At 60.9% G+C, this 20,446-nt stretch carries 19 protein-coding genes; 6 read left to right on the plus strand and 13 right to left on the minus strand.

Annotated features, from left to right (window positions below; translation table 11 throughout):
• Nucleotides 1-49: 49 nt before the first annotated feature.
• From rpmF to mtgA, 4 genes are all read right to left on the minus strand, one after another.
• The gene (rpmF, locus tag QWJ46_RS08350; RefSeq protein WP_003543812.1) at nucleotides 50-235 is read right to left on the minus strand and encodes a 50S ribosomal protein L32; all 186 of its coding nucleotides are present in this window, start codon (nucleotides 233-235) and stop codon (nucleotides 50-52) included.
• A 156-nt stretch (nucleotides 236-391) separates the two neighbouring features.
• Entirely contained in the window at nucleotides 392-1,039 is a 648-nt protein-coding gene (locus QWJ46_RS08355; RefSeq protein WP_302750620.1) for a glutathione S-transferase family protein, read from the minus strand.
• A gap of 13 nt (nucleotides 1,040-1,052) precedes the next feature.
• Entirely contained in the window at nucleotides 1,053-1,775 is a 723-nt protein-coding gene (locus QWJ46_RS08360; protein WP_184454623.1) for a DUF1868 domain-containing protein, read from the minus strand.
• Between the two features lie 96 nt (nucleotides 1,776-1,871).
• Nucleotides 1,872-2,609 carry a monofunctional biosynthetic peptidoglycan transglycosylase gene (gene mtgA, locus QWJ46_RS08365; protein WP_184454625.1) on the minus strand — a complete coding sequence of 246 codons (738 nt, stop codon included), beginning with the start codon at nucleotides 2,607-2,609 and terminating at the stop codon, nucleotides 1,872-1,874.
• 134 nt (nucleotides 2,610-2,743) lie between these two features.
• Between mtgA and QWJ46_RS08370 the strand changes: the two genes are divergently transcribed.
• Nucleotides 2,744-3,658 (plus strand): polyprenyl synthetase family protein, encoded by a 915-nt coding sequence (locus tag QWJ46_RS08370; protein WP_184454627.1) that lies wholly within the window; start codon nucleotides 2,744-2,746, stop codon nucleotides 3,656-3,658.
• Between the two features lie 9 nt (nucleotides 3,659-3,667).
• Here QWJ46_RS08370 and hisC read toward each other — a convergent pair whose 3' ends face one another.
• The 5 genes from hisC to QWJ46_RS08395 all read right to left on the minus strand — a co-directional run bounded on the left by hisC (nucleotide 3,668) and on the right by QWJ46_RS08395 (nucleotide 8,415).
• Complete coding sequence (gene hisC, locus QWJ46_RS08375; protein WP_302750622.1) at nucleotides 3,668-4,729, minus strand: histidinol-phosphate transaminase; 1,062 nt, start codon at nucleotides 4,727-4,729, stop codon at nucleotides 3,668-3,670.
• Between the two features lie 16 nt (nucleotides 4,730-4,745).
• A complete protein-coding gene (gene ispG / locus QWJ46_RS08380; RefSeq protein WP_302750624.1) occupies nucleotides 4,746-5,996 on the minus strand; it encodes a flavodoxin-dependent (E)-4-hydroxy-3-methylbut-2-enyl-diphosphate synthase in 1,251 nt (416 codons plus the stop codon).
• Nucleotides 5,997-6,092: 96 nt separating this feature from the next.
• Complete coding sequence (locus QWJ46_RS08385; RefSeq protein ID WP_302750626.1) at nucleotides 6,093-7,286, minus strand: MFS transporter; 1,194 nt, start codon at nucleotides 7,284-7,286, stop codon at nucleotides 6,093-6,095.
• Nucleotides 7,287-7,347: 61 nt separating this feature from the next.
• On the minus strand, nucleotides 7,348-8,124 hold the full coding sequence (locus QWJ46_RS08390) for a DeoR/GlpR family DNA-binding transcription regulator (protein ID WP_302750627.1): 777 nt from the start codon (nucleotides 8,122-8,124) through the stop codon (nucleotides 7,348-7,350).
• A 12-nt stretch (nucleotides 8,125-8,136) separates the two neighbouring features.
• On the minus strand, nucleotides 8,137-8,415 hold the full coding sequence (locus tag QWJ46_RS08395; RefSeq protein WP_302750628.1) for a hypothetical protein: 279 nt from the start codon (nucleotides 8,413-8,415) through the stop codon (nucleotides 8,137-8,139).
• Nucleotides 8,416-8,447: 32 nt separating this feature from the next.
• Between QWJ46_RS08395 and QWJ46_RS08400 the strand changes: the two genes are divergently transcribed.
• The 3 genes from QWJ46_RS08400 (at nucleotide 8,448) to QWJ46_RS08410 (ending at nucleotide 10,888) form a co-directional block, all read left to right on the plus strand.
• The gene (locus tag QWJ46_RS08400; RefSeq protein ID WP_302750629.1) at nucleotides 8,448-9,221 is read left to right on the plus strand and encodes an amino acid ABC transporter substrate-binding protein; all 774 of its coding nucleotides are present in this window, start codon (nucleotides 8,448-8,450) and stop codon (nucleotides 9,219-9,221) included.
• A gap of 228 nt (nucleotides 9,222-9,449) precedes the next feature.
• Complete coding sequence (locus QWJ46_RS08405) at nucleotides 9,450-10,130, plus strand: amino acid ABC transporter permease (protein ID WP_064805609.1); 681 nt, start codon at nucleotides 9,450-9,452, stop codon at nucleotides 10,128-10,130.
• Nucleotides 10,127-10,888, plus strand: a complete 762-nt coding sequence (locus tag QWJ46_RS08410; RefSeq protein WP_302750632.1) for an amino acid ABC transporter ATP-binding protein — start codon at nucleotides 10,127-10,129, stop codon at nucleotides 10,886-10,888. Before QWJ46_RS08405 ends, QWJ46_RS08410 begins: the two co-directional genes overlap by 4 nt.
• Nucleotides 10,889-10,992: 104 nt before the next feature.
• On the opposite strand, the gene QWJ46_RS08415 is transcribed toward QWJ46_RS08410, so the two are convergent.
• From QWJ46_RS08415 to QWJ46_RS08425, 3 genes are all read right to left on the minus strand, one after another.
• Nucleotides 10,993-11,565 (minus strand): NADPH-dependent FMN reductase, encoded by a 573-nt coding sequence (locus QWJ46_RS08415; RefSeq protein ID WP_302750633.1) that lies wholly within the window; start codon nucleotides 11,563-11,565, stop codon nucleotides 10,993-10,995.
• 189 nt (nucleotides 11,566-11,754) lie between these two features.
• A complete protein-coding gene (pyc, locus tag QWJ46_RS08420) occupies nucleotides 11,755-15,219 on the minus strand; it encodes a pyruvate carboxylase (RefSeq protein ID WP_302750634.1) in 3,465 nt (1,154 codons plus the stop codon).
• Nucleotides 15,220-15,392: 173 nt separating this feature from the next.
• Complete coding sequence (locus tag QWJ46_RS08425) at nucleotides 15,393-16,148, minus strand: LuxR family transcriptional regulator (RefSeq protein ID WP_184454646.1); 756 nt, start codon at nucleotides 16,146-16,148, stop codon at nucleotides 15,393-15,395.
• A 384-nt stretch (nucleotides 16,149-16,532) separates the two neighbouring features.
• On the opposite strand from QWJ46_RS08425, the gene QWJ46_RS08430 reads away from it, so the two are divergent.
• Both QWJ46_RS08430 and QWJ46_RS08435 read left to right on the plus strand, forming a co-directional pair.
• On the plus strand, nucleotides 16,533-18,296 hold the full coding sequence (locus tag QWJ46_RS08430; RefSeq protein ID WP_302750636.1) for a glucan ABC transporter ATP-binding protein/ permease: 1,764 nt from the start codon (nucleotides 16,533-16,535) through the stop codon (nucleotides 18,294-18,296).
• Between the two features lie 402 nt (nucleotides 18,297-18,698).
• On the plus strand, nucleotides 18,699-19,046 hold the full coding sequence (locus QWJ46_RS08435; RefSeq protein ID WP_302750638.1) for a VOC family protein: 348 nt from the start codon (nucleotides 18,699-18,701) through the stop codon (nucleotides 19,044-19,046).
• Nucleotides 19,047-19,132: 86 nt separating this feature from the next.
• Here QWJ46_RS08435 and QWJ46_RS08440 read toward each other — a convergent pair whose 3' ends face one another.
• On the minus strand, nucleotides 19,133-20,371 hold the full coding sequence (locus tag QWJ46_RS08440; RefSeq protein ID WP_302750640.1) for an OpgC family protein: 1,239 nt from the start codon (nucleotides 20,369-20,371) through the stop codon (nucleotides 19,133-19,135).
• Between the last annotated feature and the right edge of the window lie 75 nt (nucleotides 20,372-20,446).

Raw genomic sequence — 20,446 nt, forward strand, 5'->3', positions numbered from 1 at the left:
GGCATGAAGCCGGCCTTGAAACTTGCGATCGGATGATCCAGATCGGAAATTATGCGCTTTCCTTCGGCGTCAGAACCTGGCGGCCGCGATACATGCCGGTCTTCAGATCGATATGGTGCGGGCGGCGCAGTTCGCCGGAATTCTTGTCTTCGACGTAGGTCGGAGCCTTCAGCGCGTCAGCCGAACGGCGCATGCCGCGCTTGGACGGGCTCGTTTTTCTCTTCGGTACAGCCATTTTTCTTACTCCACTTGCGGGCAAAACATTCCCACGGCCAGACTGGCGGCCGAAACGGACATGTCGCGATTTCGGAAATTTTGCGCGCTTATACATGCAAGGGGCGGCCTTGACCAGTCCCCATGCATATTTTTTGCGAAGCCGATGATTCGAGCCTCAGACCTCGTCGTCCGCCACGATCCAGGGCTCGGCACGGGCCGCTTCTTCCCATTTCCGCCAGGCCGAATGCGACTTCATCGTCTCCATATAGATGAGTGTATCTTCCCGGCTGACGAGATCATAGACGTCAAACCGGTTGACCACAGGCGCAAACATCGCATCCGCGCCACTGAAGCGCCCAAAGAGAAACGGTCCGCCGGATTTCTGAAGGAGGTCTCGCCAGATCGTCTCGATACGGCCGACATCGGCGTCGACGCCGTCAGGCAATGCGATCCCGCCTCTCGGCCGACGAATATTCATCGGGCAGGCATTGCGCAGGGCTCGGAAGCCTGAAAGCATTTCCATCGAAACAGAACGGGCGAGCGCCCGTTCGGCACGGTCGCGCGGCCAAAGGCCGGCATCCGGATAAAGCTCGGCGGCATATTCGATGATCGCCAGAGATTCCCAGATCTTCAAACCACCATGCTGCAGGACCGGAACCCGGCCGCTCGGCGATATCGCCTTGATATTGGGATTGCCGCCCGCATCGTCGAAGGGGATCAGGACTTCCTCGAAATCGACGCCGGCGCCCGTCAGCGCCATCCACGGCCGGAACGACCAGGAAGAATAATTCTTGTTGGCGATGTAGAGCGTCGGTCTGTTCATAGGCCTCTCCCGTTCAGGCATCGAAATCGAAGATCAACAGTTCGTGGAAGTGGTTCATGTCCTCGAACACGCAGAACGCCGGCGGCGCAAGCTCGAAAACAGGGGCCCTGCGGCGGATATCCTCGGCCACCTCGTCGAGCATTGCCTGCCATCGCGGCAAGGCTTCATCCTCCAGCCGCTCGATCACATAGGCGAAGGTGATGTGGAACTTGTAATCCATATGGTTGGGCTGGCGATAGCCGAGAAGATCGGCAAGCGCGTTGCGCCAGGCGCGCATGACCTTGCGGTCCTTCTCCGTCGCTCCGTCGACGAGCAGGCCCGACGGCCGGGCTTCGACGACGGCGACTTTGAAGGGCTCCGCCATCGAGAAACCTTCGAACCGCGCCGCCATGAGTTCGGTCATATCGTCGATCGGCGTCTCGAGAGGGAGGTCTATAGGCCAGCAGTCCTGCCGGCGCCTGGTCTCGATGACGCCCTCGAAAAGCGTCATGTGAAGGCTCGAGATCGGCGTGAAGAGAAATTGCGGCGCCTCGGGCATCGCCAGATATTTCTCACGCGCCTCTATCAGCGCCGTCAGCGTTCTTGAACCCTTCTCGGGGTGGCAGACGATGGTGTTGCCGGCTTCGGGCAGGAAGCCGCCGATCTTGCCATAGCGGCTGCCGAGATGGGAGGGCGGGTTCGAATTGTGTGTCTTCGAGTACAGCAGAAGCTCGGGAGAAAAGGTCGGGGCGGTCATGGGCGACTCGGGGGGCTCTGGTGGATTGCATTCGCCCATATGGCAGAACCAAGAATGTCAGATGACGGCCACCGCTTCTAATGACAAGTTATGATCTCACTCATAGATGCACTTGATGTAGTCGCCCGAACCCTGCGCGCGTCTCTCGATGACACCGGCTAGCCGGCGAAGGCCTCGTCCGGGCTTGCCTGCTTTGCGGTCGATCGGGTTCGGCAGCGAAACGGCAAGCAGCGATGCCTGGCGCCGCGTCAGCTTCGAGGCAGGTACCTTGAAATGATGCTGGGCGGCGGCCTCGATGCCGTAAATGCCGGGACCCCATTCGGCGATATTGAGATAGATTTCCATCAGCCGCCGTTTCGACAGGACGAAATCCGTGGTGACGGCGAGCGGAAGCTCCATCGCCTTGCGCACGAAGGAGCGGCTGTTCCAGAGAAAGAGGTTCTTGGCCGTCTGCATCGGAATCGTGCTGCCGCCGCGTGTCGCCTGACCTTTCAGCGTGTCCTCGACCAGCATGCGCATCTCCGCCCAGTCGACGCCGCCATGGAAACAATATTGCCCGTCTTCGGACATCATCACCGATTGCACCAGGACCGGAGAGATCTCGTCAAGCGACACCCATCGGCGGTCATAGCCGCGCAGCAGCACCAGATCGCGCAGCATCAGCGTCGAGACGGGATGGATGAAGGGCAGCAGGTAGAGGAAGATCAGCGCGTAAGGAAGGATCAGCACGGCCAGCAAGCCAAGAACGATACGCTTCAGCACAGGCCGATCTTCGAACCATCGCCGACGGGCCGGCATGTCGGCGATATCCTCTCTCTCCGTCGCTATATCCAATGTCCCCAGCCCATTTTGCTCCCTTTCGTTCTCATAACGCCTGTGAGCCGCTTATGCCAGAGCACAAGGGAAATCTTGCGGCAGTCATCGACAATTCCGTTGCAAGCCCCGATGCCCCATGCCAAACAGCGCCCATGGACGCGAACCGGGACACTTTCGAGACGAGGCTTAGCAACAACGCGCGAGAAATCGAGGCGCTGCTCGATACATTGCTTTCACCGAGCCCTCTTTCCGATGAAATCGTCAGGCCCGACACCCTGCGCAGCGCCATGCATTATGCCGTGCTGAACGGCGGCAAGCGATTGCGCCCATTCCTTGTTGCCGAAAGTGCGGCCCTTCTCGGCGGCGATGTGCAAGCGGCCCTTCGGGTCGGCGCCGCACTCGAATGCGTTCACTGCTATTCCCTCGTGCATGACGACCTGCCGGCAATGGATGATGACGATCTGCGCCGCGGCAAACCGACGGTGCACATCAAGTTCGACGAAGCCACCGCAATCCTCGCCGGCGACAGCCTGCTGACCTACGCCTTCGACATCGTTGCCGCGCCGGAAACGGCCCTTCCCGATACGAGCAAAGCGGCGCTGGTGCTTGCCCTCGCCCGGGCAGCCGGTCTTGGCGGCATGGCCGGGGGCCAGGCGCTCGATCTTGCCGCGGAAAAGCAGGCTCCCGACGAAGCCGGCATCATCCGCCTACAGGCGATGAAAACCGGCGCGCTGATCCGCTTCGCCTGCGAGGCTGGCGCCATTATCGCGGCAAGCCCGCCCGAAGATCGCCGTCGCCTGCGCGCCTTCGGCGAAAAGATCGGCCTCGCCTTCCAGCTGGCCGATGATATTCTCGACCTGACTTCGGATACTGAGACCATGGGCAAGGCGACGGGCAAGGACGCAGGCCGTGGCAAGGGCACGCTCGTGGCGCTCCACGGCATGGAATGGGCCGAGGCCGAGCTTCGTCGGCATGTGCACGATGCCGAAGATCTGCTTGCTCCCTACGGTGCTCGCGCCTTTGTTCTCACCGCCGCGGCGCATTTCATCGCCGACCGTAAGAGCTAAACTGTCGGATCAAGCCGCCAATATTTCCTTGAGAGCGGCAACCAGCCGCGCGCATTCTGCGTCGGTGCCGATGCTGATGCGCAGGAACTCCGAAATGCGCGGCTCGGCGAAGCGCCTGATGAGAACATCGCGCTCCCGCAAAGCGGCTTGAAGGGCTACGCCCGGCCGGCTTGCGTGCCTCACAAAAATGAAATTCGCCTGCGACGGCAGCACCTCGAAATCCAGCGCCTCAAGCTCCCGGACGAGGTTTTCCCGGCTGGTGATGATTTTCCGCCGGCATGTCTCGAACCACGCCTCGTCTTTGATCGCCGCCGTCGCGCCGACCTGTGCCAGGCGATCGAGCGGATAGGAATTGAAACTGTCCTTGACCCGCACCAGCGCCTCGATCAGATCCCGGTGCCCCAGGGCGAAGCCGACGCGTAGACCTGCGAACGAACGAGATTTCGACAAGGTTTGGATGACCAGCAGGTTGGGATAGCGAGAAATGAGCGGCACGGCGCTTTCCCCGCCGAAATCGACATAAGCCTCGTCGATCACGACGACCGCATCCGGATGGGCGGCAAGAAGCGCCTCGATCCCGGCCAGCGGCAGGCCGATACCTGTCGGTGCATTCGGATTGGGGATGATGATTGCGCCGCATGGTCTGTCGTAATCCGACAGCCGCATCCGGAACTGATCGTCGAGAGGTATCTCGATAGTCTCGACACCATATAGCAGGCTATAGGTCGGATAGAAGCTGTAGGTCACATCGGGATAGAGAAGCGGCAGATCGTGGTTCAGCAGCGCCTGGAACGTATGGGCGAGAACCTCATCGGAGCCGTTGCCGACGAATACTTGTTCGGCCGTCAGCCCGAAACGGGCGGCGATCGCCTCGCGCAACTCGGTGGCGGCGGGATCGGGATAGAGCCGCAGACGATCGTCCGTCGCTTGCCTGATCGCCTCGATCGCCTTTGGGGACGGCCCGTAGGGATTCTCATTGGTGTTGAGCTTGACCAGGCCGGGAATGCGCGGCTGCTCGCCCGCGACATAGGGCCGAAGCTTGCTGACGATATCAGACCAATACCGGCTCATTCGAATGCGCGGGCCTTCATTCCGCTGCCGTCCGCTGGCCGAAACGCCTCTCGATATAATCGACGACAAGCGCCTCGAAATCGGCGGCGATGTTGGGGCCGCGCAGCGTCAGCGCTTTCTTGCCGTCGATGAAAACCGGCGCGGCCGGCGTCTCCCCGGTGCCGGGAAGCGAAATGCCGATATCGGCATGTTTGCTTTCGCCCGGCCCGTTGACGATGCAGCCCATGACGGCGACGTTCAGCGCCTCGACACCGGGATATTTCTCGCGCCACACCGGCATGTTCTTGCGGATGTCGTTCTGGATGTTCTGGGCCAGCTCCTGGAAAACCGTCGAGGTCGTGCGCCCGCAGCCAGGACAGGCGGCAACGACAGGCACGAACTGCCGGAAGCCCATGACCTGCAGGATTTCCTGTGCCACCTGGACTTCACGCGTGCGGTCGCCGTTCGGCTCCGGCGTCAGCGACACGCGGATCGTATCGCCGATGCCGTGCTGCAGCACGAAGCCCATCGCGGCCGACGAAGCGACAACACCCTTGGTGCCCATGCCGGCCTCTGTCAGGCCGAGATGCAGCGCGTGATTGGAACGCTCGGCGAGCATGGAATTGACGGCGATCAGGTCCTGCACCTGGCTGACCTTGGCCGACAGGATGATGCGGTTGCGTGGCAGGCCGATCTCCTCGGCAAGGGCGGCGGAAAGCAGCGCCGACTGCACGATCGCCTCGCGCGTCACCTGCCGGGCCGACAGCGGCGACCCGGCCTCGGCATTCTGATCCATCAGCGCCGTCAAGAGATCCTGATCGAGCGAGCCCCAGTTGACGCCGATGCGCACCGGCTTGTCGTAGCGGATCGCCATCTCGATAATCTCGGCGAACTGCTTGTCCTTCTTATCCTTGAAGCCGACATTGCCGGGATTGATGCGATATTTCGCCAGCGCCTCGGCGCAGGCAGGATGATCGGCAAGCAGCTTGTGGCCGATATAGTGGAAGTCGCCGATCAGCGGCACGTCCATGCCGAGCCGCACCAGCCTTTCGCGGATCTTCGGTACGGCAGCCGCACTCTCGTCGCGATCGACGGTGATGCGCACCAGCTCCGAGCCTGCCCGGTGCAGGGCGGCGACCTGCGCAACGGTCGAATCGATATCGGCCGTATCCGTATTCGTCATCGATTGCACGACGATCGGCGCGCCGCCGCCAACGATGACGCCGCCGACATCGACGGCGACAGAAGCGCGGCGCGGTTTCGGATCAAAATCGGCGGCTGACAACATGCAGAGTTCTTGCATCCCTAAAAACAGTGCCTTTCAGGTGGATCAAGCCCGGCTGCTTGTCAACCGCCTCCCACATCACTTTTGTTCCGGGGCGGCTCAGTGGCCGCCTCCGGAAACCCCATCGGCGTAATGGGCCAGCTTGGAGAACACGAGAACGAACAGCAGCAGCACCGGCAACGCCATGAAGACAACGGCAAAGCCGATATGTTCGGCAACGAAGCCGATCACCGACGGCGCGACGAGCATGCCGGAATAGCCCATCGTCGTGACGACCGAGATGCCGATGCCGGGTTTGAGACCGGGAATATTGCCTGCGGCCGAGAAGGCGATCGGCACCATGTTTGATATGCCGATGCCGCAAAGGGCAAAGCCCAGAATGGCGATCTCGGCGTCCGGCGCAAGACTCGCAAGCAACATGCCGACGATGGCAAAGAGCGTGCAGATGCGCAGCGTCTTGACGCCCCCGAGGCGGTCGCGCACCAGATCGCCGGCAAAGCGCATGGTCGCCATGGTCGCCGAAAAGGCAGCGAAACCGAGACCGGAAAGCGCCACCGACGCATCCATGTCCTGGCGGAGATAGAGCGCACCCCAATCCAGAACCGCGCCTTCCGGCACCATGGAGAACAGCGCCATAAGTCCGAGCAGCCACGGCAGCGGCACCATCGGCAGCCTCGCCTTTTCCTTCTTGGCATCGGGATGGGGCGGATCCGCAAGGATCATCGGCCAGGCCAGAGCAAGGAAGATCGCCGCCAGCACCGTCGCGAGCTGGGCGTGGCCGAGGACGCCGAGTTTGGCGATCACGATGCCGCCGAGGCCCGAGCCGACCAAGCCGCCGAGGCTCCAGAAAGCATGGCAGGACGACATGATGGCGCGGCGCATGGATTTTTCGACAGACACCGCATTGGCGTTCATCGCCACATCCATGGCGCCGATGAAACCGCCAAACAGGAAGAGCGAGATTGCCGCGGTAATCACATTAGGCGCGAGCGTCAATGCAAGAAGCAGCGGCAGCACGCAGACGGCGGTTGCCCGAACAACGACCCGCGAGCCATGCCTGGCGATCTGCGCGCCGGCGATCGGCATCATGACCAGCGAGCCGACACCGAAGACGATGATCATCAGCCCGAGCTCGAATTTGCTCAGTCCGAGACGCTCGGCAAAATCCGGGATCTTCGGCGCCCAGCAGCCGACGACAAAGCCGTTCATGAGAAAGAGCAGGGAAACCGCTGCCCTGCTTCTGGTAATGAAGCCGCTGCGGACTCCCGACGGCGCATTCACATGACTGTCCATTTCGGTCTTCCTCGATCTCGGGCTTGGGAGCACCCGTTTTTCTAAACTCCGTGACGACGGCTCAGTTCGTTTTTTCGGCGATGACGGTCCGGCAGCCGCGCTCGCGATAACCCGCAAGAATGGCGGGATCGGCATCGTGCTCGACAACCAGGCATTCGCAATGCGCAACCGGAAGGATGCTGTGGGGCGCAGCCGTGCCGAATTTCTCCGAAGTTACCGCCGCCATAACCCGTTTGCTTCTCGATGCTGCAAACCGCTTGAATTCTGCATCCTCGAAACCGAAGGTCGTGATGCCGGCCTCGAGATCGATGCCGCAGGCGCCGAGAATGCAGAGATCGGGTGAAATCTGCTCCATATCCCGCAAGGCCTTGGCGCCGAGCGCGCCGCCTGTCTGCCGGTCCACCATGCCGCCGATCAGGATAACGTTGACGGCGGGCTTGTCGATGAGCGCTGCGGCGATCACCGGCGCATTCGTCGCAGCCGTTAGTTCGAGTTCGGCAGGTAGGGCATTGGCAATCGCCAAATTGGTGCTCCCGGCATCGAAAAACACGCAGGAACCGGCAACGATCTGCTTTGCCGCAGCCCGCGCCAAGGCCTGCTTGCGGTCGGCGGCAAATCCCGTGCGCTGCGTCAGGCTGCCATGTGCCGGCGACACCGGCAAAGCGCCGCCATAGACCCGCTCGCAGAGGCCTGCTGCCGCCATCTCGCGCAGGTCGCGCCGGACCGTATCCTCGGAGACGCCGAATTCGAGCGCAAGTTCCGCCGCCAGCACCCGGCCATTCAGCCGCAGCCGCTCGGAAATGACGCCCTGACGCTCTCGCAATAGAAAATCCTGCATGTTCCTACCGGATCAATCGCTTAACTGACGTGAACGTGCATAAACGCTTATGATCGTGCAGGCAATATGCACGATTGCACGTTTTCTGACGCGGTGAAACAAAGCTGCATCATTCACAGCGCACGGGCTTCGATGGTCGCTGAGCAAAGACTGCAGCGCGACCGCGGCGATGCGAATTTCATGGATTTCATGCGTGGAGGCGACCACTTGAGAAAAATATTTGCAGTCGCTGCTTTTATTCGCAGTTTTCTTCGCTTCCGCCGCCCTAGTTTTCTGCAAAGTATCGCTCATCGGATCACAATCTCCCAAGGATGGATAGAACAATGAACTGGTTGAAAACCGTCGCCGCCGTTGCCCTTATTCAGACCGCAGCCTTCCTGCCCGCCCATGCCGGCGAAAACCTCGCCGCCATCAAATCGGCCGGCGTCTTCAAGATCGGCACCGAGGGCACCTATGCGCCCTTCACCTATCATGACGAGAGCGGCAAACTGGTCGGCTTCGACGTCGAAATCGGCGAAGCCATCGCCGCCAAGCTCGGCGTCAAAGCCGAATTCGTCGAAGGCAAGTGGGACGGCCTGATCGCCGGCCTCGACGCCAAGCGCTATGACACGGTCATCAATCAGGTCGGCATTACCGAAGCCCGCAAGCAGAAATACGATTTCTCCGAACCCTATATCGCTTCCAAGGCCGTGCTCATCGTTCGCGAGGGCAACGACAGCATCAAGACCTTCGCCGACCTGAAGGGCAAGAAATCAGCCCAATCGCTAACCAGCAACTTCGGCAAGATCGCCACCGAATCCGGCGCCGAGCTCGTCGGCACCGATGGTTTCGACCAGTCGATCCAGCTCGTGCTGACCAAGCGCGCTGACGCGACGATCAACGACAGCCTGTCCTTCCTCGATTTCAAGAAGCACAAGCCGGATGCGCCGGTAAAGATCGCCGCCGAGCAGGAGAATGCCGATTATTCCGGCATCATCATCCGTAAGAACGAGCCGGAGCTTCTCGCCGAAATCAACAAGGCGCTTGCCGATATCAAGGCCGACGGCACTTACAAGAAGATCGCCGACAAATATTTCGGCCAGGACGTTTCGAAGTAAGCACCACTTGAAAAGAAGTCCCCTCCCCAACCCTTCCCCGGTCTGAACACCCACAAGGGGGGGGGCTTTAGTGGCGCACCGCCTCATTTCAAAATAACGTCCCGGCTTGCAGCTCCGTCGCTGTTTAATGCAGCGCGGGAGGCGGATTAAGCCCCTCCCCCTTGTGGGGAGGGGTTGGGGAGGGGTATTCCGAGATATCACCACTCAATCCATGAGAGGGAATGTCCCTTGGCGCACTGGCTCCAACTGATGGCGGAATCGCTTCCCTCGCTCCTCTGGGCGGGATTGATCTTCACCATTCCGCTGACGCTGCTCTCCTTCACCTTCGGTCTGATCCTCGGCCTGATCACGGCGATCGCCCGTCTTTTCGGTCCGGCGCCCGTCGCGGCGATTGCCCGCTTTTATGTCTGGGTCATTCGCGGCACGCCGCTGCTCGTTCAGCTCTTCGTGATCTTTTACGGCCTGCCGAGCATCGGCATCCTGCTCGACGCCTTTCCTGCCGCGCTGATCGGCTTCACCCTGAATATCGGCGCCTACAGCTCCGAAATCATCCGCGCGGTCATCTCCTCCGTGCCGAAGGGCCAGTGGGAAGCAGCCTATTCGATCGGCATGAGCTGGCGTCAGGCGATGAGCCGGACGATCCTGCCGCAGGCAGGCCGCGTCGCCGTGCCGCCTCTGTCGAACACCTTCATCTCGCTGGTCAAGGATACCTCGCTTGCCGCCGCCATCACCGTGCCGGAGCTCTTCCAGGCGGCGCAACGCATCGTCGCCACCACCTACGAGCCGCTGATCCTTTATATCGAGGCGGCGCTGATCTATCTCGTCCTCAGCTCCGTCCTCTCGCAGCTGCAGGTGCGGCTGGAACGTCGTTTCGCGCGTTATGGCGGCATGCTGGAGGCAAACGCATGATCGAGCTTTCCAATATCGAGAAGCGCTTCGGCGATGCCGTCATTCTGAAGGATATCAGCATCCGCATTCCCGAGGGCAGCGTCACCGCGCTCGTCGGGCCGTCCGGCGGTGGCAAGAGCACGCTACTGCGCTGCATCAACCTGCTCGAGATCCCAACTTCGGGCGCGATCCGCCTCGGCGAGGAAGAGCTTTCCTTCGCGCCCGGCAAACACTTGGGCTGGCGGGCGATCCAGAAAATCCGCCGTCAGACCGGCATGGTCTTCCAGAATTTCCAGCTCTTTCCGCATCAGACCGCGATCGAAAACGTTATGGAAGGTCTGGTCACGGTGCTGAAGTGGCCGAAGAAGAAAGCGCGCGAACACGCCATGGAACTGCTGACCAAGGTCGGCATGGCGCAAAAGACCGATGCCTGGCCCTCGACCTTATCGGGTGGTCAGCAGCAACGCGTGGCAATCGCCCGGGCACTCGCGCCGTCGCCGCGGGTGCTTCTCTGCGACGAGCCGACCTCGGCGCTCGATCCGGAACTCTCGGCGGAAGTGGTCGATGTGCTGGGTCAGCTTGCCCGCGAAGGCACGACGATGGTCATGGCCACCCATGATCTCCGGCTCGCCTCGAAAATCGCCAATGACGTCGTCTTCCTGGAGGCTGGAAGCGTGGTGGAAACGGGCAGCGCGAAAGCCATTTTCAGCGCGCCCAAGCGCGAACGCACCAAGCGCTTCATCTCGACGATCAACGCCGCCCATACTTATGATATCTAGAGCAATTCCGAACGCAAAACCGCTGCACACTTTTGCTGGAATTGCTCTAATTGTCTCACGTGAATCGTGATTCACGTGAGACGCTTTGATTTTAAGCCTCCGCCTCAGGCTGAGGTGACGACCGAACGCGCCGCCTTCAACGCATTGCCCCACCAGGTGAGCTGGTCGAGCTGGTTCTTCGCCGCCTCGTTGAGGTGCGGGTAATCGCCAAGGCTCTTGCCTTCCTTGAGCACGCTCAGATATTCGCTGAAAGCGATGTGCACGCCCGTTTTCACCGAGGCGGCGCCCATTTCCACGAAGATCAGGCGAAGCTGCTCGACGGCGCGCGCGCCGCCGACGCCGCCGTAACCGACGAAGGCGACCGGCTTGTGAATGAACTCGCCGAGATCGATAGCGTTCTTCAGAACCGCCGTCGGCGCATGATTGTACTCGGCGACGGTGAATATGTAGCCGTCAAATTCGCGCAGCTTCTTCTTCCAGTGCTCGGCGGTGTCGCTTTCCGCCGTGGTGGCGCGCTCTTCGCCAAAGAAATGCATGGGATAGTCGAGAAGATCGAGAACCTCGACTTCCAGATCGGAGCGTTGGCCGGCGAGCCCGGCAATCCATTTTGCCGGATGTTCGGCAAAACGGCCAATACGAGTGCTGCCGACAATGACGGCGATCTTCAATTTGCTCATGAAATCGTTTCCTGATTGATCTTGGGAGGGGCAGGCAGGCAAGTCTACGAAAAAGCCTCCCCGCCGGGCAAGGCGAGGAGGCCATTCGCTTTTCGAAAAAGCCGGTCTTTTAACAGCCTGGCTCTACACAATCGGGTGATCAGCCCGACCTGGCAAGGACGGGCGGACGAAACCTTTCGTGCCGTTCGCTCATCCGCCGTAAACCACGAGCAGGTCCTTCGCATCGATCTGGTCGCCGGCCTTGACCAGCACTTCGGCAATGGTGCCGTCCTTTTCCGCATGAATCGCGGTTTCCATCTTCATCGCCTCGATGGAGACGAGCACGTCACCGGCACTGACGGCCTGGCCCGGCGAGGCGAAGACGCGGCTGATGACACCGGGCATCGGCGCGCCGACATGGGCGGCGTTGCCGATCTCGGCCTTGCGGCGCACGGCCGCCCCGGTCGCCCCATGGGCGCGGTCAGGCACCTTGATGCGGCGTGGTTGGCCGTTGAGCTCAAAGAAGACGGTGACCATGCCCTGGCTGTCGGTGGCGCTCGTCGCCTGGTTGACGATGACGAGCGTCTTGCCCTTTTCGATATCGGCAAACAGCTCCTCGCCGTCTGCCAGCCCATAGAAATAGGCGGGCGTCGGCAGCACCGAAACCGGGCCGTAGGTATCGGAGGCAAGCGCAAAGTCGGTGAAGACCTTCGGATACATCAGATAGGAAGCGAATTCGAAGTCGCTGACCTCACGCTCCAGCTTCTTCTCGATGACCTTGCGTTCCGCATCGAGATCGGCTTCCTTCAGAAGTGAGCCCGGACGTACCGTATAGGGTTTTTCGCCCTTCAATGCCTTCTTCTGCAGCGCTTCCGGCCATCCCGACGGTGGCTGGCCGAGATCGCCCTTCAGCATCGACACCACCGATTCCGGGAAGGAGACTTCGCGGTCGGGGCTGACGACATCGGCGACCGTCAGGTCCTGGGAGACCATCATCAGCGCCATGTCGCCAACGACCTTGGAGGATGGCGTCACCTTGACGATGTCGCCGAACATCTGGTTGGCGTCGGCATAGGCCTGCGCCACCTGATGCCAGCGGGTTTCCAACCCCAGCGAGCGGGCCTGCTCCTTGAGGTTGGTGAACTGGCCACCCGGCATTTCATGCAGATAGACCTCCGATGCCGGCCCCTTGAGATCGCTTTCGAAGGCGGCATACTGGTTGCGCACCGCTTCCCAATAGAAGGAAATGCGGCGGATCCATTCCGGATCCAGGCCGGGATCGCGCTCGGAGCCGGAGAGCGCCTCGACGATCGAGCCGAGACAGGGCTGCGAGGTATTGCCGGACAGCGCATCCATCGCCGCATCGACGGCATCGACGCCGGCTTCGACCGCGGCAAGAACGGTCGCCGCCGCGATGCCCGATGTATCATGCGTGTGGAAGTGGATCGGCAGGCCGGTCGCTTCGCGCAACGCCTTGAACAGAACCTTCGCCGCCGCAGGCTTCAGGAGACCCGCCATGTCTTTCAGCGCAATGATATGGGCGCCGGCCTTTTCGAGCTCGACGGCAAGATCGGTATAGTACTTCAAGTCGTACTTCGGCCGCGCCGAGTTCAGGATGTCGCCGGTATAGCAGATCGCCGCCTCGCAGAGCTTGTTCTCCTCGGCAATGGCATCCATCGATACCCGCATGTTCTCGACCCAGTTCAGGCAGTCGAAGACGCGGAAGAGATCGATGCCGCCCTTGGCCGCCTGGCGGACGAAGTATTTGACGACATTGTCGGGATAGTTGGTGTAGCCGACACCATTGGCGCCGCGCAGCAGCATCTGCAGGAGCAGGTTCGGCGCCCCCTCGCGGATCAGCGCCAGGCGCTCCCACGGATCTTCCGTGAGGAATCGCATCGAGACGTCGAAGGTGGCGCCGCCCCAGCATTCGAGCGAGAGCAGGTTCGGCAGCGCGTGCGCATAGGTGCCGGCAATGCGGGCGATGTCATAGGTGCGCATGCGGGTGGCGAGCAGCGACTGGTGGCCGTCGCGCATCGTCGTGTCGGTCAGAAGCACCCGCTTCTCGTTGCGCATCCATTCGCCGAATTTCTTCGGGCCAAGCGTGTCGAGAAGCTGCTTCGTGCCATCCTTCACGCCGTTGCCATTGGCATAGGGCACCACCGGTCTGGCGGCATTTTCCAGCGGCTTCGGCCTGTCCTTGGCCTCGGGATGGCCGTTGACGGTGACGTCGGCGAGATAGGTCAGGAGTTTCGTCGCGCGGTCCTGGCGTTTGACCTGCTGGAAGAGCTCCGGCGTCGTGTCGATGAAGCGGGTCGTATAGCTGTTGTCGCGGAATTTCGGGTGGCCGATGATCGCTTCGAGGAAGGTCAGATTGGTGGCTACACCTCGGATACGGAATTCGCGCAGCGCCCGGTCCATGCGGGAAATGGCTTCCAGCGGGTTCGGCGCCCAGGCCGTGACCTTGACGAGCAGCGGATCGTAATAGCGGGTGATGATGGCGCCGGAATAAGAGGTGCCGCCGTCGAGGCGGATGCCGAAGCCGGAGGCCGAGCGATAGGCGGTGATGCGGCCGTAATCCGGAATGAAATTATGTTCCGGATCTTCCGTCGTCACGCGGCACTGCAGGGCGTGACCGTTGAGACGGATGTCTTCCTGCTTCGGCACGCCCGATTGCGGCGTGCCGATCGCAAAGCCGTCGAGGATGTGGATCTGCGCCTTGACGATATCGATGCCGGTGACGACTTCGGTCACCGTGTGCTCGACCTGGATGCGCGGATTTACTTCGATGAAGTAGAATTTGCCGGTATCGGCATCCATCAGATATTCGACGGTGCCGGCGCCGATATAGTTCGTCGCCTCTGCGATCTTCAGCGAATAGCCGGCAAGCTCCTGGCGCTGCGCTTCCGAAAGATAGGGTGCCGGCGCGCGCTCGACGACCTTCTGATTGCGGCGCTGAACGGAACAGTCGCGCTCGAAGAGATGCACGACATTGCCGTGGGTGTCGCCGAGGATCTGGCTTTCGACGTGGCGGGCGCGCTCGACGAGCTTTTCGAGATAGACTTCATCCTTGCCGAAGGCGGCCATCGCCTCGCGCTTGGCTTCGGTCACCTCCTTGGCGAGATCGGCCTCGGAACGAATGACGCGCATGCCGCGCCCGCCGCCGCCCCAGGAGGCCTTCAGCATAACGGGATAACCGATCTCGGCCGCCATTCTGGCGACTTCCTTCATGTCGTCCGGCAGCGGCTCGGTTGCCGGCACGACCGGCACGCCGACCGAGATCGCCAGGTTGCGCGCCGCGACCTTGTTGCCGAGCTGGCGCATCGTATCGGCCTTCGGACCGATGAAGATGATGCCGGCCTTGTTGCAGGCATCGACGAATTCCGGGCTTTCCGACAAGAGGCCGTAGCCCGGATGGATCGCGTCGGCACCGGAAAGCTTGGCGACGCGGATCACCTCGTCGATCGAAAGATAGCTTTCGATCGGCCCGAGATCACGCGCCAGATGCGGACCGCGTCCGACCTGATAGCTCTCGTCCGCCTTGAAGCGGTGCAGCGCCAGCTTGTCCTCCTCCGCCCAGATCGCCACCGTTTTTATTCCAAGCTCGTTGGCCGCGCGGAAGACGCGAATGGCTATTTCGGAGCGGTTGGCAACGAGTATCTTGGATATGGGCAAAACGGTCTCCTCCGTCGTTCAGACGCGGGCATGCTGCACCCGCGAAGAAAATTCTTAACTTCTTGTCACGGGAAGTTCAATTTCTCTTGCGACTGCGAAATGCACTTTCTCGCCATGCCAGGACATGTCGGCCGGCGGTATGCAGCGATTTCCACCGAGATGGATAGAAAAGCCTAGCTTATCAGACCGTGGCGGAAGGCAAGCGCCACTGCCTGCTGCCTGTTCTTTGCCTTCAGCTTGCCCTGCAGACCGTTCATGTACCAGTCGACGGTATGGTTTGAGATCTTCAACATTTTGCTGATCTCCATCGACGTCATGCCTTCGGCAAGATAGTGGAGGATTTCCATCTCGCGCCGCGTCAGCGGCGTCTCAGTCGGCAGCATCGTTTCCAGCGCCTCAGCCTCGCCTTTCAGGTCAAGCAATCGCCAGAAGGTCTTGCGCGCCACGGCCTCGAGCAGCGCGATTTCCACCGGCGACAAATCGATCGGCTTGCCGCCGAGGCTGAGGCTGCCGAGAATGCCGTTGCGCCCATGAATCGGAAAGAGATAGCCGTCCTCCAATCCGTGGCCGAAGGCATCGACCATCATCTGCTCCATGCGGCGCTGATGCGCGTCACCGTCGAAGGCTGCCATGCTCTCCCGCCAGCGGAAGGGCCGTTGCGCATGCGCGAGATAACGCACCATCGGATCGATCCGGACATATTTTTTTGCGGCATATATCTGTAGCCATTGTTCCGGCCAGCGGCCGGCAAGCGGCGCGGCGCGCAGTTCGATCTTCTGCTGCGCCGGGTTTTGCTGCAAATGTCGCAGCAGACCGTAATACTCGAAACCGGAACCGTGGAGGACCTGCTCGAGCTCGGTGACGACGGCGTCCGGATTTGGGCACTCTTCCAGAATGACAAGCAATTGAATTAAAGAATTAATATTCACAAATAGCGCCCTTTGTCCGGACCTGATGCCCGCATCCAGGCCGTTGGCGGCTGTTCAGATTGGTCGCGTAACGGTCTTCTTCAAAAAATGCAGTCTCTAATTTAATGCTGCGCTAAACATCGATTAAAATGCAAGCGCAAATTGTCGCGAGATATAATCATGGTGGAATTCCGGCGCCAGACCCCGCGCCGAAAAATCTGAGGAGCCCGAGAACGCCTCCGTTCTATCCTATTGAGGCGGCTTCAAATTCGTCGCAGCTGTGATCGTGCAATCAAGTTAACCACCCGGCGGGCTGAATTCCGAATACTCCGTTAATCGCCGGTTCAGGTAGCCTTTTGTAGCATCCCATCATTCCCGTTTTCGCAGATGCACAAGAGGTTAGACGTGTCGCTATTCAAGGTCTATGCAAGAGCTCTGCGCTATCTTGGCGCTTACAAGCTCCGCGTATCCCTGGTCGTTATCGCCAACATTGTTCTGGCGACCATCACCATTGCGGAACCGATCCTGTTCGGTCGCATCATCGATGCGATATCGGGCAAGGGTGAAGTCAAGCCCATCCTCTTCATGTGGGCTGGTTTCGCCGTGTTCAATACCGTCGCCTTCGTTCTGGTCTCCCGCGAGGCCGACCGGCTTGCCCATGGCCGGCGGGCAACGTTGCTTACGGAAGCCTTCGGCCGGATCATTTCCATGCCGCTTGCCTGGCACCATCAGCGCGGCACCTCCAACGCGCTGCATACACTGCTGCGTGCCTGCGAGACGCTGTTCGGCCTCTGGCTTGAGTTCATGCGCAATCACCTGTCGACGGTCATTGCGCTGTCCCTGCTGGTGCCGACGGCAATGTCGATGGACTTGCGCCTCTCCGCGGTGCTGATCGTGCTTGGCATCGCCTATTGGCTGATCGGCCGCGTGGTCATGAGCCGCACCAAGGATGGCCAGGCTTCGGTCGAAAACCACTACCATACCGTCTTCTCGCATGTCAGCGATTCGATCAGCAACGTCTCCGTTCTGCATAGCTACAACCGCATCGAAGCGGAAACCAAGGCGTTGAAATCCTTCGCCAACCGGCTGCTGGAAGCGCAGTATCCGGTGCTCGACTGGTGGGCGCTCGCCAGCGCGCTGAACCGCATGGCCTCGACCATCGCGATGATGGTGGTTCTGATCATCGGCACGATGCTCGTCCAGTCCGGCGAGCTGCGCATCGGTGACGTCATCGCCTTTATCGGCTTTGCCAACCTGCTGATCGCCCGTCTCGACCTGATGCGCCAATTCGCGACGCAGATCTTCGAGGCCCGCTCCAAGCTAGAGGACTTCTACACGCTCGAAGACTCGGTGCGCGACCGTGAAGAGCCGGCCGGCAATAGCGAGATCAAGAACGTGAAGGGTGCGGTCGAATTCCGCGACGTCTCCTTCGGCTTCGGCAACAGCTCGCAGGGCCTGCACAATGTCTCCTTCTCGGTGAAGGCAGGCCAGACAGTCGCCATCGTCGGCCCGACCGGCGCCGGCAAGACGACGCTGGTCAACCTGCTGCAGCGCGTCTACGACCCGCAGGGCGGCCAGATTCTCGTCGACGGCACCGATATCACCAAGGTGACCCGGAAGTCGCTGCGTCGCCATATCGCGACCGTCTTCCAGGATGCGGGCCTGCTGAATCGCTCGATCAGCGACAATATCCGCCTCGGCCGCGAAGGTGCGAGCGAGGAGGACATGCGCCGTGCGGCCGAAGCCGCCGCCGCCGCCGACTTCATCGAGACCCGTGAGGATCGTTACGATACCCATGTCGGCGAACGCGGCAATAAGCTCTCCGGCGGTGAACGTCAGCGCATCGCGATTGCCCGCGCCATCCTCAAGGATGCGCCGATCCTGGTGCTCGATGAAGCGACCTCGGCGCTCGACGTCGAGACCGAAGCCCGCGTCAAGGCCGCGATCGACAATCTGCGGCAGAACCGCACCACCTTCATTATCGCCCACCGCCTCTCGACGGTCCGCGAAGCCGATATGGTGCTCTTCCTCGATGATGGACGTGTCGTCGAGCAGGGTGGCTTCGATGAGCTCAGCCACAGCAACGGCCGTTTCGCCGCGCTGCTGCGCGCCAGCGGCATCCTGACGGACGAAGAAGTCCGCAAGGCCCACACCACCGAAGCCGCCTGAGCGCTTCGGGTTGCAGAATAAGGCCGGAAGAAGCGATCCTTCCGGCCTTTTGTTTGGTGATGTTTATACGCTACGCTTTAGGACTTTGCTTCCTCCCAAAACCGCTGCGGACGATATGCATTAGCCACATGCCGTGTGGCACCCCCCTCTGCCCTGCCGGGCATCTCCCCCACAAGGGTGGAGATTGGCAAGAGGTTGGATCATCCGTCCCTCTCTGCTCTATCAAATAACTCTACGGTCGTTGTTTGGGGAAGCCTTCCCGCCCAGCCAATCTCCCTCCTTGTGGGGGAGATGCCCGGGAGGTGCCGCACGGCACAGCCTCTCCGCTGAGATCAAGACAGATTGATCCCCCTACCGTTCTTCCCTAACCTCCTGCTGTCCCCAAGCACAGGAGAAAAACCCATGAAGGTCCTGCGTATTGTCGCCAACATCGAGGCGCCGGACATTACTCCGGCCAAACGCTTCTATGAGGATATTCTGGGGCTTGATCTGATGATGGATCTCGGCTGGATCGTCACGTTCGGCGCGAATACTTCCATGAAGGTTCAGCTCAGTGTCGCCAGCCAAGGCGGCTCCGGAACTCCGGTGCCCGATCTCTCCATCGAGGTGGATGATCTCGATGCTGCTTTCGAGGCGATGACGGCCGCCGGCGTTCCGATCGAATACGGTCCGGCCGACGAGCCCTGGGGCGTCAGGCGCTTCTACGTGCGCGATCCTTTCGACCGGCTGGTGAATATTCTCGTCCATTAAAGTTGAGCCGGCGGCATTACAGCGGGCCGAGGTGCGGGCTCATAGTGTTAGAGCGTCGCTCTTCAATCAGATCAGACCGGGGATTCCTATTTCCGATTGGTCCGGCGATAGGTATTCGCCGCTCCGCCGACTCGCACAGGCACAGGGACGGCGGCAATCTCCGTCACGAGCTTGTGCTTGATCTTGCCCAGCTGGCGCTTGTGCTCGAGGTAGTAGGCATAGGCGAATTGCGTCGCGATGCCCACGATCACGAAGAGCGGACCGACCAGCGGATCCTTGTTGGTGATATAGAGCACGACCTGGCCGATCATGGCGAGGATCGTGCCGGCAACGAAGATGTTCAGCGAATGGCGGCCGAGGATCGTCAGCGGGTGTTCGGCGGGGCGCCGCAGGATGCGCGAGAACGCCGGGATGCTGATGATGAGATAGGTCAGCGCCAGCACATGCAGCAGCCGCGGCAGCGACAGGAAGGTCTTGTCGAAACCGGTGATGACGGTGGGCAGGCCGAGCGCCGCCAGCGAATTGCCGAAAATCCAGAGATGGCCGGTTACCCAGACGAAGGACAGCAGGACATAGAAGGCGGCAGCCGCAAACAACAGCGGATGCCGCGGGATCGTGCCGCCGCGCTTGATATGCAGGATCGAAACAATTCCAATCGAAAACAGGAACTGCCAGGAGAGCGGATTGAGGAACCAGTAGCCCTCTATCAGCAAATTGTGCGGGGCCACCTCGTAAATGCCGGCCAGCAGCCAGACCGTGCCGGAAACGGCGAGCGCCAGAAGCGGGCTTCGCTCGTTGAGGAGCAGGATGATCGGCACCATCAGCAACAATGCGCCATACATCGGCAGGATATTGTTGTAGCCGATCTGGTGACCGAGCAGCAGCAGCGCCGGAATGCCTTCCTTCAGGTTCATCAGAACCGCCAGGATGTTGATCTCGACCAGCAGCCCCGGCCGGTGAAACAGCCAAGCACCACAGATGAAAAGCGCCAGCGTCATGAAGGTGGTGATCATATGCGCAAGGTAAAGCGTGAAGGCGCGCCGCGCCGCCTTGATCGCCGTCTTGATGCGGCCGCCCGGCTTGAAGCGGGAACCATAGGCGAGGCCGACGGCGATGCCGGAGATCAGGACGAAGGCCTCGGCGGCATCGGAAAAGCCGAAATTCTTCGTCGTCACATATTCGAAGATCTGTCCGGGAACATGATTGATGAAAATCATGATCAGGGCCAGGCCACGCAGCACGTCAAGCCTTGTGTCGCGCCCCGTCGCAGCAGCGGATGAGGAACTGCGCTCGGTGCCGATGGCTTCGGTCAGCGTGCTTGCCATATGGGTTTCTCCTGTTATCCGATTTTGCAAACGCGACGGCGGCCAAAAGGGTTCCTTTTGGCCGCCGCGAATCGC

The sequence above is a fragment of the Rhizobium sp. CBN3 genome, assembly GCF_030518245.1.
Taxonomy (GTDB): Bacteria; Pseudomonadota; Alphaproteobacteria; order Rhizobiales; family Rhizobiaceae; genus Rhizobium; species Rhizobium aethiopicum_A.

What these genes read in the sequence shown, in the direction of transcription:
- rpmF (WP_003543812.1), bottom strand. Translation starts at nt 235, where the DNA reads ATGGCTGTACCGAAGAGAAAAACGAGCCCGTCCAAGCGCGGCATGCGC.
- QWJ46_RS08355 (WP_302750620.1), bottom strand. Translation starts at nt 1,039, where the DNA reads ATGAACAGACCGACGCTCTACATCGCCAACAAGAATTATTCTTCCTGG.
- QWJ46_RS08360 (WP_184454623.1), bottom strand. Translation starts at nt 1,775, where the DNA reads ATGACCGCCCCGACCTTTTCTCCCGAGCTTCTGCTGTACTCGAAGACA.
- QWJ46_RS08370 (WP_184454627.1), top strand. Translation starts at nt 2,744, where the DNA reads ATGGACGCGAACCGGGACACTTTCGAGACGAGGCTTAGCAACAACGCG.
- hisC (WP_302750622.1), bottom strand. Translation starts at nt 4,729, where the DNA reads ATGAGCCGGTATTGGTCTGATATCGTCAGCAAGCTTCGGCCCTATGTC.
- ispG (WP_302750624.1), bottom strand. Translation starts at nt 5,996, where the DNA reads ATGTTGTCAGCCGCCGATTTTGATCCGAAACCGCGCCGCGCTTCTGTC.
- QWJ46_RS08385 (WP_302750626.1), bottom strand. Translation starts at nt 7,286, where the DNA reads ATGGACAGTCATGTGAATGCGCCGTCGGGAGTCCGCAGCGGCTTCATT.
- QWJ46_RS08390 (WP_302750627.1), bottom strand. Translation starts at nt 8,124, where the DNA reads ATGCAGGATTTTCTATTGCGAGAGCGTCAGGGCGTCATTTCCGAGCGG.
- QWJ46_RS08395 (WP_302750628.1), bottom strand. Translation starts at nt 8,415, where the DNA reads ATGAGCGATACTTTGCAGAAAACTAGGGCGGCGGAAGCGAAGAAAACT.
- QWJ46_RS08400 (WP_302750629.1), top strand. Translation starts at nt 8,448, where the DNA reads ATGAACTGGTTGAAAACCGTCGCCGCCGTTGCCCTTATTCAGACCGCA.
- QWJ46_RS08410 (WP_302750632.1), top strand. Translation starts at nt 10,127, where the DNA reads ATGATCGAGCTTTCCAATATCGAGAAGCGCTTCGGCGATGCCGTCATT.
- QWJ46_RS08415 (WP_302750633.1), bottom strand. Translation starts at nt 11,565, where the DNA reads ATGAGCAAATTGAAGATCGCCGTCATTGTCGGCAGCACTCGTATTGGC.
- QWJ46_RS08435 (WP_302750638.1), top strand. Translation starts at nt 18,699, where the DNA reads ATGAAGGTCCTGCGTATTGTCGCCAACATCGAGGCGCCGGACATTACT.
- QWJ46_RS08440 (WP_302750640.1), bottom strand. Translation starts at nt 20,371, where the DNA reads ATGGCAAGCACGCTGACCGAAGCCATCGGCACCGAGCGCAGTTCCTCA.